Below are 11,878 nucleotides of genomic sequence, written 5' to 3'. Positions count from 1 at the left end.
CAGCGCGGCCAGATCGGCATCCCAGGACACGACCAGATCGTAGGTCAAGACGAAAGTCACCGCAGGATACTCCACGGGCCACAGACCGGCCCTCAGCGACTTGAATCAAGATCTACGAATGTAGTACCGGTAGCGGGTGCCGGTTCATGGAGGCCACCGTCACGCCGGACAACCTCGCCTCGGACCGGTTGTTCACCGCCTTCGCCCGCGACCAAGGGGCGGATCTGGAGCGACGGCCGCTCCTCGGCGAGGAGTTGTTCCCCCTGGAACATCAAGCAGAGGTGCTCTATCGAATCGGGCCCCTCGATCAGCAAGCCCAATAGGAGACAGCTGAAATAATGGACGTTTTCGAAAGCACCGAGTCAGAGGTACGCAGCTACTGCCGGGGATGGCCCGCCACTTTCCGCAAGGCCACGGGAAGCCACCTCTACGACGAGGAAGGGCGTCCGTTCCTCGACTTCTTCGCGGGCGCCGGCACTCTCAACTACGGCCACAACAACCCGCATCTGAAAGAGAATCTGCTGGAGTACCTCAGCGGCGACAACATCATCCACAGCCTCGACATGTACACCGTCGCCAAACGGGAGTTCCTGGAGACGTTCCGTGATGTGATCCTGAAACCGCGCGGCCTCGACTACCGCGTCCAGTTCCCCGGGCCCGGCGGCGCCAACGCCGTCGAGGCGGCGCTGAAGCTGGCCAGAAAGTACACCGGCCGCAACACCGTCGTGAGCTTCACCAACGCCTTCCACGGCATGTCGCTCGGGGCGCTCGCGGTGACGGGCAACTCGATGAAGCGCAGGAGCGCGGGAATCCCCCTGCAGACCCTCGCGATGCCGTTCGACAACTATCTCGACGGCCAGACGCCCGACTTCCTGCTCTTCGAGCGGCTGCTCGCCGACAGCGGCAGCGGACTGGACACACCGGCCGCGGTCATCGTCGAAACCGTGCAGGGGGAGGGCGGACTGAACGCGGCCAGCCCGGAATGGCTGCGCGGTCTCTCCGAGCTCTGCAGGCAGCACGAGATTCTGCTCATCGTGGACGACATCCAGATGGGATGCGGGCGCACCGGGCCGTTCTTCAGTTTCGAGCAGGCCGGGATCACGCCCGACATCGTCTGCCTGTCGAAGTCCCTGAGCGGCTACGGGCTGCCGTTCGCCGTCACCCTGCTCAAGCCCGAGCTGGACGTCTGGGACCCGGGCGAGCACAACGGAACGTTCCGGGGCCCGAACCCGGCCTTCGTCACCGCGACCGCCGCGATGCAGCACTTCTGGGCCGACGACGGGATGGAGAAGCAGACCATCGCCAAGAGCGAGCAGGTGCAGGAGGCGCTGGACCGGGTCGCCGCCGCACACCCCGAGGGCGTGAGCGGCACCCGGGGCCGCGGGCTGGCGCAGGGGCTCGCCTTCACCGAGCCCGCGCACGCCTCCGCGGTCTGCGCGGCGGCCTTCGAGCGGAACCTCCTGCTGGAGACCTCCGGCCCGGAGAGCGAGGTGGTGAAACTCCTGCCGCCGCTCACCTCGACCCCCGACGAACTCGCGGAAGGTCTGGACATCATCGCCGACTCGGTGAAAACCGTCCTGGTCTGAAAATCCGAAACCGGCTGAAAGGAGACAATATGATCGTTCGCTCGCTGAAGGACATCACCGGGACCGAACGCGATGTGGAGGCGCCGACCTGGCGCAGCCGGCGGCTGGTGCTAGCTAGGGAGAAAGTCGGCTTCTCGCTGCACGAGACCGTTCTGTACGCCGGTACCGAAACCTCGATGTGGTATGCGAACCACGTCGAAGCCGTCTTCTGCGTCGAGGGCGAGGGCGAGCTCACCAACGAGGAGACCGGTGAGAAGCACCGGATCGAACCGGGCACCATGTACCTCCTCGACGGCCACGAGCGTCACACCCTCCGCGCGCGTACGGACGTGCGCACCGTCTGCGTCTTCAATCCGCCCTGCACCGGCAGGGAAGTGCACGACGAGAACGGCGTCTACCCATTGATCAAGGAGGAAGCATGACCTTGACCGAAGGACTCAACCCGACCCAGCGCGACCCCTACCCCACCCGGAGCGCCAAGGAGCCCGCCCTGCTGTACCGGCAGGACCCGGTGGTGTACGGAGGACCGGACGACGGGCCCATCGACGCCGAGACGCTGAACGCGTACGGGGAGAACGGTTTCCTGTCCGTCGACCGGCTCCTCGAGCCCGACGAGGTCGAGCTCTACCGTGGCGAGCTGCGCCGGCTGTCGGAGGACCAGAAGATCCTTTCGGACGAGCGCACGATCACCGAGCCCGGGTCGAACGAGATCCGGTCGATCTTCGAGGTGCACAAGATCAGTCAGGTCTTCGCCGAGCTGGTGTCCAATCCGCGCGTGGTGGGCCGGGCCCGACAGATCCTCGGCTCCGACGTCTACGTGCACCAGAGCCGGGTGAACTTCAAGCCCGGATTCAACGGCAAGGACTTCTACTGGCACTCCGACTTCGAGACCTGGCATGCCGAGGACGGGATGCCCAGGATGCGCGCGGTGAGCATCTCCATCGCGTTGACCGAGAACTTCCTGCACAACGGCGCGCTGATGATCATGCCGGGGTCGCACAAGAGCTTCGTGTCCTGCGTGGGGCAGACTCCCGATGATCATTACAAGGCGTCGCTGCAGCAGCAGGAGATCGGCACGCCCGATCCCAGCAGCCTGTCCGTCCTCGCCGACAAGCACGGCATCGAGGTGTTCACCGGAGCCGCCGGTTCGGCGACCATGTTCGACTGCAACTGCATGCACGGGTCCAACAGCAACATCACGCCTTTCCCGCGCTCGAACATCTTCGTCGTGTTCAACAGCGTCGAGAACACCTGCGTGGAGCCGTACGCCGCGTCCTCGCGCCGGCCCGACTTCATCGCCGCGCGCGACTTCACGCCCGTCGGCGGCTGAGAGCACGCGAACGCCGACGGGTTCCGCGATGATGAACCCGACCGGCCTCGTCCGACCACGACGCCCAGACCGGCCCCGCGCCGGTCTGGGCGTCGGGCGCTGGAGGGTGATCTGACCGCGGTGACACCACATCGGCAGAAGCGATCAATCACGTGAAAGCCGGCGTCGACGCCGAACACGCGAGCAGGAAGCATGGCAACCACAACTGAGCACCCGATCCGGCCCTGGATGACGAGGTGGTCCGCCTGGGTGCGGGCATCACGTCCGAGGACGCCGTGACCGTCGAGACGATCGTGGGCCACCGCAGGACCGGCGCACCAGCGGGTTCCTCAGGCGAGTGCCGCCAGCACCTTGCGCAGCGTCTCCGCGAACTCCTCCGGCTGATCCGTGAAACCGCCGTGGTCGCCGGGGAAGACGACGGGCGCCGTGCCCAGCAGGTCGGCCAGCGCCACGGACGTGCGGTAGGTGAGCAGCCGGCCCGAGTCCGCGCCGACGCCCACCACGACCCGGGCCGGGCCGGCCTTGAGCGCGCCGGCGTCGGGCACGTAACGGGTGGTGCCGCGTAGCTCGTGGGCGAAGAAGCGGGCGCCGTCGGCCAGGTCCTGCTCGCTCGGCTCCTCCGGAGCCCCGTCGGGAACCTCGTCGCCGTCGTAGCCGGCGTTGGCCATGAACTTCGCGAACGCCGGCCCGGCGCCCTCGCGGTGGAAGGTCTCGATGATGTCCTCGGTCGCGGCCCGCTGCTCGGCGGCGTCGGGCAGCAGTTCCAGGCAGGGCGGCTCGTGCGCGACAAGGGTGCGCACCCGCGTCGGGTGCCGGACGACCAGGGCCAGCCCCGTCACCGCGCCGCCACTGCTGCCGAGCACGTCGGCCGACTCGGCGCCGAGCACGTCCATGAGGGCGGCGGCGTCGTCGGCCCTCAGCTCGGGGGTGGAGTCCTGGGCGGGGTCGTCGAGCACACTGCCGGAGATGCCGCGCGGGTCGTGGGTGACCACGGTGTGGTGGCCGGCCAGCGCGTCGGCCAGCGGCGCGAAGTACGCGGCGGCCATCGGCGCGCCCAGCAGGAGCAGCAGCGGGCCCGTGCCGCGCACCTCGTAACGCAGCCGCACGCCGGGGATCACGAGGGTGTGCGTGGTCGTCATGGTGAAGGTCCTTCCTCGGATGTCGCGGTGACGGAGGATAGACCGCCGACGGCGGCGAAACTCATCGTCGTCGGTCAGATTCCCGACCTGATCGGCACGACGTTGCCGGACGTGCCCTGACGCGGCAGCGCGAACCAGGTGGCCTTGCCGACGAGGTCGGGATGGGTGATGTAGCGCTGCGGGTGGCACCCGTGGAAACCGTCGGAGAGCCTGGCAACGATCCGCAGACCGCGGCCGTGCTCGGCCGACACGTCGTCCGGCGACGGGGCGGGCAACAACGGGCTGCTGTCCACGACCACGATCATGATCTCTCTGGTGTCCACGTGAAGCGCGAGTTCGTAGGGGCCGTCGCCGTACATGAACGCATTGGTGATCAATTCGCTCACCATGAGAACGGCGTCGTCGATAAGATCGTCGGAAAGAGCCAGGGAGACTAATTCATCACGAATGATCGACCGCGCCTGGCCGACCGTGCGAACATCTTCGACCAGCGGCCACGCGTACTGCATACGGCTCCGGCGAGCTGAGCGCAGCGAGGTCATGGCATCTCTTTCCGGTGGGGCGGGGCAACGAATGCACGTTTCACTCGACATGAGGGCCTGCCTATGGATGGACCGACGTACGGCGCGCCGTCGAAACGTGTACGCACGAGAAGGCCGTTCGGGTCGAATCTTCGGCGAGAAATCAGAATTCTTTTCCGCCCGCGCGGAAACGGTGTGCGCGGCACGGGGTACGGACTGTGCCATGAGCAGTCCAGACGAGAACGCACCGAAGACCGACACCGAACCGCGCCTCGACGCCGCCAAGCGGCCCGCCAGGCGCGCGGCGCGGCCGGAGGCGCCCAAGCCCGCCGGCCGCAAGGCCCTGGAGCAGGCACTTCTCGAAGCGGGCAAGGAGTTGAAGGACCTCACCTGAGGGGAGCGCCTACAGCAGTGACCACAGGGCGGCGGGCGTCAGGGGAACGTCCGTGATCTTGTCCGCGATCTCCGGAAGGGCGGCGGCGACCGCGTTGGCGATGGCGGCGGGCGGGCCGATCGTGCCCGACTCGCCCACGCCCTTCATGCCGCCGGGTGTGAGGGGCGACGGCGTCTGCGTCATCACGACCTCGATGTCCGGCACCTCGCGCGTGGTCGGCAGCAGATAGTCGGTGATCGGCTGGCCGTCCTCGGAGTAGACGATCTCCTCGGTCAGCGCCATGCCGATGCCCTGCACCACGCCGCCCCTGATCTGCCCCTCCACCAGGGTGGGGTTGACCAGCACGCCGGAGTCGTTGACCACCCAGTAGCCCTCCAGCTCGACCTTCCCGGTCTCGGGGTCGACGGCCACCGCTGCGGCGTGCGCGCCGTAGGCGAAGGTGTACGCCTTCGGGTCGTAGCTGACCCGCTCCTCAAGCCCGGGGGTGACGCCGTCCGGCAGGTCCCAGCCGCGCCACGCCGCCGTGGCCAGCTCGCGCAACGTCACCGACGACTGCGGGTCGCCCTTCACGCGCACCGCCTCCCCGGCGACCTCCAGGTCGTCGGGCGCCGCCTCCAGCCGGTGCGCGGCGATGGCGACGAGTTTGTCGCGCAGGCGGGCGGCGGCCTGGGTGAGCGCGCCGCCGCCGATCGCCAGCGACCGGCTCCCGACCGACCCGACCGACGAGTACGGTGTCGCCGCCGTGTCACCCAGCACCACCCGCACCCGGTCGATGGGCACGCCCATCCGATCAGCCGCGACCTGGGCCAGCGCCGTCTCGATGCCCTGACCGATCGAGACCACCCCCGACGACACGACGACGGACGCGTCCTGCTCCATGCGCAGGATCGCCGTCTCGTAGCCGCCCGCCTGGATGCCGCTGGCCTTGAGATCCATCGAGGGGCCCATGCCGGTGGTCTCGACGTGGCAGGAGAAGCCGATGCCGCGCCGCCGCCCGTCGTCCTTCTCCACCGGTGTGACCATGTCGCGCAGGGTCGTCAGGGCGAGCGGGTAGTCGCCGGAGTCGTACGGCTGGTAGACGCGCGACGTGTACGGCAGCTCGTCCGGCCGCACCATGTTGCGCAGCCGCAGCTCGACCCGGTCGATGCCCAGCCTGCGCGCGGCCTCGTCGATCAGGCGTTCCCTGGTCAGGGTGCCCTCCGGCTGGCCGAAGCCGCGGTAGGAGCCGGTCGGCGTGGTGTTGGTGACGACGCCGCGCACGCGCACCGCCGCCCGGTCGAACCGGTACGGGCCCGGCAACGTCGTGGCCGTCACCGCGAACGTCGAGGCGCCGACGTTCGACGGGTGCGCGCCGATGTCGCCAAGCACATCGACGTGCAGGGCCACGAACCGTCCTTCGCCGTCGAGCGCCAGCCGCGCCCGGTGCACGGCCGCCCGCGCGGGCAGCGTGGCGAGCAGCCGGTCGCCCGGCGTCTCCGACCAGCTCACGGGGCGGCCCAGGCGCATCGCGGCCAGGCAGATGAGCGCCTCGTCGGGGTAGACGTGCTCCTTGCCGCCGAACCCGCCGCCCGTGTCGCCGCTGACGACGCGCACCCGGTCGTGCGTGAGCCCGAACGCGTCCGCCAGGTGCTCCCGCACGTGGTGCGGGGCCTGGGAGGAGGTGTGCACGGTCAGCTCGTCGTCGGCGTACACCGCGACCACGCCACGCGGTTCGATGGGGTACGGCGAGACCCGGCCCATCCTGAAGGTCATCTCGACGACGTGCTCGGCCTGCTCGACGGCGGTGGCGCAGTCGTCGTCGCCGAGCGTGAAGTCGGTGAAGAGGTTGGTGCCCCAGTCGGGGTAGAGCAGGGGTGCGGGGTCCTCCAGGGCGCGTTCGATCCCGACTGTCGCGGGCAGCTCGTCCAGCTCCAGGTCGAGGAGGTCGGCGGCATCCCTGGCGGCTTCGGGCGTACGGGCGACGACGACGGCGAGGGGTTGTCCCGCGTATCTGATCGTGTCGTCCAGCGCCCGGTAGGACAGGAGGCGCTGGCCGGGCGACAGGCTCACGCAGGGCAGGCGTAGATCGGGGGCGTCGGCGGGGGTGATGACGTCGAGCACGTCGTCGGCGGCCCAGGCCGCCTTGGCGTCGCAGCCGAGCAGCCTGCCGTGGGCGATGGGGCTGCGGACCACGTGGGCGTGGACCATGCCGGGCAGACGGACCGCGCCGACGTACTTTCCTCTTCCGGTGAGCAGCCTGGCGTCTTCCCGTCGCGGCGTCCTGGCGCCGACATACGCGTCTCCCATGCCCCGATTGTGCGCGCCGCCCGCCGGACGGTCTATACCATCCGCGAGAAGGTGCACGTCAGCGGGGGTATAGATGCAAACATTCCTGCCCTATCCGAACTTCGCCGCAACGGCGGCGGTCCTCGACCCGCTCCGGCTCGGCAAGCAGCGGGTGGAGGCGCTCCAGGTCCTGCGTGCCCTCACCGTCCCCGGCTACGGCTGGCGCCACCACCCTGTCGTGAAGATGTGGGCCGGATACGAGGAGGCGCTCGTCAGGTATGGCCTGGAGATGTGCGCGCGCTGGTGCGCCCTCGGCCGGACCGACACCTGCGCGGCCACGATCATGGACGACCTGGCCCGGTCGCGCGGCACGACGATCGTACGCGGGCAGGACGAGCTCGGCGCGGCGGGCGAGCTGCCGCCCTGGCTGGGCGACCCGTCGCTGCACCTCAGCCACCGCTCCGCGCTCCTGCGCAAGGACCCGGGCTTCTACCGGCCCGTCTTCGGCGACGAGCCCGCCGACCTCGACTACGTCTGGCCGCGCTCGGACCGCCTGCCGCCCTGACCACGCGACGGCGGAGTTCCGTCACCTTCGGGGCGGATATCCATCCACATGAGCCGCGCGATCACACGACTTCGAAGGCGGCCATCATGGCCATGTCCTCGTGCTCCAGGTTGTGGCAGTGCAGGACGTACCGGCCGTGGTAGTCGGTGAAGCGGGTGACGATCTCGACGGTCTGAGCGTCGCGCAGCTCGACGGTGTCCTTCCACTCCGGCGGCCCCGAGGGTCGCTCACCGTTGACCGACAACACCTGGAAGTGGTCGAGGTGCACGTGCACCGGGTGCGCCACATCGCTGGTCAGCCGCCAGACCTCGATGTCGCCGAGCCTGGGCCTGGCCTCCATCCGCTCGGAGTCGAACGGCCTGCCGTTGATCAGCCAGCCGACACCCCCGTGCATGCTGCCGCTGGTGAACGCGAAATCCCTGGTCACCTTGGCCCGGCCGGGATCGAGCGGCTCGACGGCGGACAACCGCGCCGGCACGGCCGAGCCGTCGCGCTCGGCCCGGTCGACCGTGAACCGCATCACCCTGCCCTGGGCGCCCTCCCCCGCCAGGTTGCGCAGCTCGACCCGCTGCCCCACCCGGTAGGCGGAGAAGTCGATCACCACGTCCGCGCGCTCGCCGGGAGCCAGGCGGAGCCGCTCCACCGTGCGCGGTACGGCCAGCAACCCACCGTCGCCGCCGACCCGGACCATCGGGCCGCCGGTGGCCAGCTCGTACACGCGGGCGTTGGAGGCGTTGCACAACCGCAACCGGTAGCGGGCGTTCGCGACCCGCAGCTCCGGCCACGGCGCGCCGTTCACCAGGATGACGTCGCCGAGCACACCCCCCATGTACGCCTCCCGCACTCCCGGCCGGCCGCCCAGCGCCGGATAGAGCATCGCGCCGTCGGCGGCGAACGACCGGTCGCAGATCAGCAGCGGCACGTCGCGCTCACCGGAAGGCAGCGGCAACGCCTCCTCCTCGGCGTCCCTGACCAGGAACATCCCGGCCAGCCCGCGCCACACCCGCGGCCCGGTGTAGTCCATGGTGTGGTCGTGGTACCACAGGGTGGCCGCCCGCTGTTCCAGCGGGAAAACGTACTCACGGGAGGCACCGGGGGCAACCAGGTCGGTGGGGAAACCGTCCGACTCGGCCGGCGTGTGCCCCCCATGCAGGTGCAGGACGGTCGGCTCGCCGAGCTGGTTGACAGCTTCACCGCCGTACGCCGGCCGCTGCGCGCCTGGATGGTGGGGCCGGGGAACGTGCCCCCGTACCCCTGGATCGGGGTGCGCAGCCCGGGCAGCACCTCCACCTCGGCCGCCCGCTCGGCCAGCTCGTAGAAGTCGGTCCCGCCCGCACCGCGGACGGGCTCGGCGACCTCCGGGAGCGGCAGCGGCACCGCGTACGGCCGGGGCAGCGGCGCCGCGCTGGTGAGAAGCTGCGGCTGCGGGGTGCCGGCGAGCAGCGAGCACCCGGACGCCCCGGACGCCCCCGCCACCGCGCCGAGCCCGAGCAGCCGCAGCGCCGTACGTCTGGTGGGTCTCACGGCGTTCGCCGCGGCATGACCCTGGTGAGCTGCAACACGCCGGCGCCGAACAGCAGGACCCCGACCGGCAGGTGGACGGTCTTCACGTGCATCATGCCGAGAACCGCCGCGACCACCGTGAACGCCAGCAGCAACGCGGCCGGGACGATGAAGCCGCTGGGCCCGCCGCCCGGCCGCCAGACGAGGATCGCCGCGACGAGGTGGACGAGACCGATGGCGGCCAGCACCGTCCCCGACGTCTCGTGCAGCGCCCGGCCGCCGGGAGAGGAGAGCAGCATGCCCGCCGTCACCGCCTGGAACAGCAGCGCGACGACGTGCACGACCACCACGGCCCTGAGCGTTCGCAGATATCCCGAGGCATGCGCGGGCGGGTCGGCGAGGGCGCGGGACGCAGTCATGATCGATCTCCCCGGGGTGCGTGTGTGACGGTGTTGTGAGACTCGGCGTCGGTCACCGGTGTGTCTCGGATCGGGTTCATGACCGACATAGTGGTATCCGGCCTGGTCATCGGTCGTCGTGCCCGCGAAGACTCCTGCGGCTACGACCCACGAAGCAGGTTCGCCGTGACTACTTCGCCGGCAGTAGCGCCGAAGTGCGACCAGGCGCCGACGAATCGGCCGCGGCGACGCCCTACTGTGCAGGAATGAGCTCTGTGTCCCGATGGCGCCCCCTCGCCATGGACGGCGCGCTCGCCGTGACCGTGGCCGCCATCCTGACGCCCACCGTGCTGGTCGCCCCCGGCACGGGCACGCTCGAACTGGCCGCGGTCCTGGCCGGCTCGCTGACGCTGGTCGCCTGGCGCCGGGCTCCGCTGGTCGCGCTGCCCCTGACCACGGTCTGCATGCTCGTCTTCTCCGAGCACGCCGATCCGGGGCCGTCCGCCGCCTTCCCCGTGCTCGTGTCGGTCTTCGGCGCGGTCAGAGCCGGCCACCGGCTGCTCGCGGCGCTGGCCGGCGTGGTCTATCTGAGCGTCAGCCTGGCGGCGAACCTGGCCACCGCCGCCCCGCAGGACACCCGGGCCATCACCCAGGGCACGACGCTGCTGCTCGGCTGGTTCCTGGCGGCCGGGGTGTCGGCGACCGTGGCCAGGCACCGGCAGGCGTACCTCGAACAGGTGGAGGAGCGCGCCATCGAGGCCGAGCGGACCCGTGAGGAGGCCGCGCTCCGCCGCGCGAGCGAGGAGCGGCTGCGCATCGCCAGAGAGCTGCACGACTCGCTCACCCACAGCATCTCGATCATCAAGGTGCAGGCGGGCGTGGCCATCCACCTGGCGCGTAAACGGGGCGAGGAGGTGCCCGCGGCGCTGCTGGCCATCCAGGAGGCGGGCGGCGACGCCATGCGCGAGCTGCGCGCCACGCTGGAGGTGCTGCGCGACGCCGGCGACGAGCCCGCGGCCAGCGGCCTCGACCGGCTCGGCGACCTGGTGGAGCGGGCCCGCTCGACCGGCCTGCCCACCACGGTGACGATCTCCGGCGAGCGGCACGAGCTGCCCCGCGAGGTCGACACGGCGGCGTACCGGATCGTGCAGGAGGCGCTGACGAACGTCTCACGGCACGCGGGCGGGGCCGCGGCGGCGGTGCGCATCGACTACGGCGCCGGCGAGCTGGTCGTGCAGGTGGACGACGACGGCACGGCCGACCCCGACACGCCGCCCACGCCCGGCGTGGGGCTGCGCGGCATGCGCGAGCGCGTCACGGCGCTCGGCGGCCGGCTGCGGGCGGGGCCGCGTCCCGAGGGCGGATTCACCGTACGCGCAGAACTACCGCTGGGGGAACCATCGTGATCCGCGTGCTGCTCGTGGACGACCAGGCGCTCATCAGGGGCGGCTTCCGCGCCCTGCTGGAGGCGGAGGACGACATCGAGGTGGTGGCCGAGGCCGCCGACGGCCGGCAGGCCGTGGCACTGGCCCTGGAGCACCGGCCGGACGTGGCGCTCATCGACATCCAGATGCCCGTCATGGACGGCATCGAGGCGACCCACCTGATCGCCTCCGACGAGCGGCTGAGCGACGTCCACGTCGTGATCCTCACCAACTACGGCCTCGACGAGTACGTCTTCAACGCGCTCAGGGCGGGCGCCGGCGGTTTCCTGGTCAAGGACACCGAGCCCGCCGACCTGCTGCAGGGCGTCAGGGTGGCGGCCCGCGGCGACGCCCTGCTGTCCCCCGCCATCACCCGCCGGCTGATCGGCGAGTACGTCGCCCGCCGCCCCGAGCCGAGGCCGGAGGGCCTCGACGTGCTCACCAACCGCGAGCGTGAGGTGACGGCACTGGTGGCCCGCGGCCTGTCCAACGACGAGATCGCCGCCCACATGGTGATCAGCCCGACCACCGCCAAAACGCACGTCAGCAGGGCGATGACCAAGCTGCACGCCCGCGACCGCGCCCAGCTCGTGGTGTTCGCCTACGAGTCGGGGTTGGTGACCCCGAGGAGGAACGTTCCCGACTGAGCCCCGGAGCGTGTTCGGCTGAGTACACTCGGGCACGTTCCAACCGGCCGAGATCTGAACGGCGAGGCTCTTGGCCATGGGCGGCGGCCCTCGGCCCCGTCCCTCT

General features: G+C 70.4%; 14 protein-coding genes. 9 read left to right on the top strand and 5 right to left on the bottom strand.

Annotation, left to right across the window (positions count from 1 at the left end; translation table 11 throughout):
- Positions 1 to 146: 146 nt before the first annotated feature.
- The 4 genes from E1294_RS53325 to thpD are packed head-to-tail and all read left to right on the top strand — an operon-like array spanning position 147 to position 2,916.
- A complete protein-coding gene (locus tag E1294_RS53325; protein WP_165977683.1) occupies positions 147 to 323 on the top strand; it encodes a GNAT family protein in 177 nt (58 codons plus the stop codon).
- 15 nt (positions 324 to 338) lie between these two features.
- Positions 339 to 1,586, top strand: a complete 1,248-nt coding sequence (gene ectB / locus E1294_RS37610; RefSeq protein WP_132515744.1) for a diaminobutyrate--2-oxoglutarate transaminase — start codon at positions 339 to 341, stop codon at positions 1,584 to 1,586.
- 29 nt (positions 1,587 to 1,615) lie between these two features.
- The gene (locus E1294_RS37605) at positions 1,616 to 2,008 is read left to right on the top strand and encodes an ectoine synthase (protein WP_132515743.1); all 393 of its coding nucleotides are present in this window, start codon (positions 1,616 to 1,618) and stop codon (positions 2,006 to 2,008) included.
- The gene (gene thpD, locus E1294_RS37600; protein WP_132515742.1) at positions 2,005 to 2,916 is read left to right on the top strand and encodes an ectoine hydroxylase; all 912 of its coding nucleotides are present in this window, start codon (positions 2,005 to 2,007) and stop codon (positions 2,914 to 2,916) included. Before E1294_RS37605 ends, thpD begins: the two co-directional genes overlap by 4 nt.
- 329 nt (positions 2,917 to 3,245) lie before the next feature.
- On the opposite strand, the gene E1294_RS37595 is transcribed toward thpD, so the two are convergent.
- Both E1294_RS37595 and E1294_RS37590 read right to left on the bottom strand, forming a co-directional pair.
- Positions 3,246 to 4,055 (bottom strand): alpha/beta fold hydrolase, encoded by an 810-nt coding sequence (locus tag E1294_RS37595; protein ID WP_132515741.1) that lies wholly within the window; start codon positions 4,053 to 4,055, stop codon positions 3,246 to 3,248.
- Positions 4,056 to 4,129: 74 nt separating this feature from the next.
- Positions 4,130 to 4,597, bottom strand: coding sequence for an ATP-binding protein (locus E1294_RS37590; RefSeq protein ID WP_165977682.1), 468 nt, complete (start codon positions 4,595 to 4,597; stop codon positions 4,130 to 4,132).
- A gap of 202 nt (positions 4,598 to 4,799) precedes the next feature.
- Here E1294_RS37590 and E1294_RS53320 point away from each other — a divergent pair, with 202 nt between their 5' ends.
- Entirely contained in the window at positions 4,800 to 4,970 is a 171-nt protein-coding gene (locus E1294_RS53320) for a hypothetical protein (RefSeq protein WP_165977681.1), read from the top strand.
- Between the two features lie 9 nt (positions 4,971 to 4,979).
- Here E1294_RS53320 and E1294_RS37585 read toward each other — a convergent pair whose 3' ends face one another.
- Positions 4,980 to 7,256 carry a xanthine dehydrogenase family protein molybdopterin-binding subunit gene (locus E1294_RS37585; protein ID WP_132515739.1) on the bottom strand — a complete coding sequence of 759 codons (2,277 nt, stop codon included), beginning with the start codon at positions 7,254 to 7,256 and terminating at the stop codon, positions 4,980 to 4,982.
- 73 nt (positions 7,257 to 7,329) lie between these two features.
- Between E1294_RS37585 and E1294_RS37580 the strand changes: the two genes are divergently transcribed.
- The gene (locus E1294_RS37580; RefSeq protein WP_132515738.1) at positions 7,330 to 7,800 is read left to right on the top strand and encodes an MSMEG_6728 family protein; all 471 of its coding nucleotides are present in this window, start codon (positions 7,330 to 7,332) and stop codon (positions 7,798 to 7,800) included.
- 61 nt (positions 7,801 to 7,861) lie between these two features.
- On the opposite strand, the gene E1294_RS37575 is transcribed toward E1294_RS37580, so the two are convergent.
- Positions 7,862 to 8,953, bottom strand: coding sequence for a multicopper oxidase family protein (locus E1294_RS37575; protein ID WP_246083575.1), 1,092 nt, complete (start codon positions 8,951 to 8,953; stop codon positions 7,862 to 7,864).
- Between E1294_RS37575 and E1294_RS56470 the strand changes: the two genes are divergently transcribed.
- Complete coding sequence (locus E1294_RS56470; protein ID WP_246083576.1) at positions 8,948 to 9,118, top strand: hypothetical protein; 171 nt, start codon at positions 8,948 to 8,950, stop codon at positions 9,116 to 9,118. The two genes, E1294_RS37575 and E1294_RS56470, sit on opposite strands and share 6 nt — an antisense overlap.
- 202 nt (positions 9,119 to 9,320) lie before the next feature.
- Here the strand turns inward: E1294_RS56470 and E1294_RS37570 are convergent, their stop codons facing one another.
- Entirely contained in the window at positions 9,321 to 9,722 is a 402-nt protein-coding gene (locus tag E1294_RS37570) for a COX15/CtaA family protein (RefSeq protein WP_132515737.1), read from the bottom strand.
- 245 nt (positions 9,723 to 9,967) lie between these two features.
- Between E1294_RS37570 and E1294_RS37565 the strand changes: the two genes are divergently transcribed.
- Complete coding sequence (locus tag E1294_RS37565) at positions 9,968 to 11,107, top strand: sensor histidine kinase (protein ID WP_132515736.1); 1,140 nt, start codon at positions 9,968 to 9,970, stop codon at positions 11,105 to 11,107.
- The gene (locus tag E1294_RS37560; protein ID WP_132515735.1) at positions 11,104 to 11,772 is read left to right on the top strand and encodes a response regulator; all 669 of its coding nucleotides are present in this window, start codon (positions 11,104 to 11,106) and stop codon (positions 11,770 to 11,772) included. The genes E1294_RS37565 and E1294_RS37560 overlap by 4 nt, the downstream gene beginning before the upstream one ends.
- Positions 11,773 to 11,878 lie beyond the last annotated feature (106 nt).

It is taken from the genome of Nonomuraea diastatica (genome assembly GCF_004349015.1).
Lineage (GTDB): Bacteria > Actinomycetota > Actinomycetes > Streptosporangiales > Streptosporangiaceae > Nonomuraea > Nonomuraea diastatica.
This window is presented reverse-complemented; position numbering and strand designations above follow the sequence as displayed.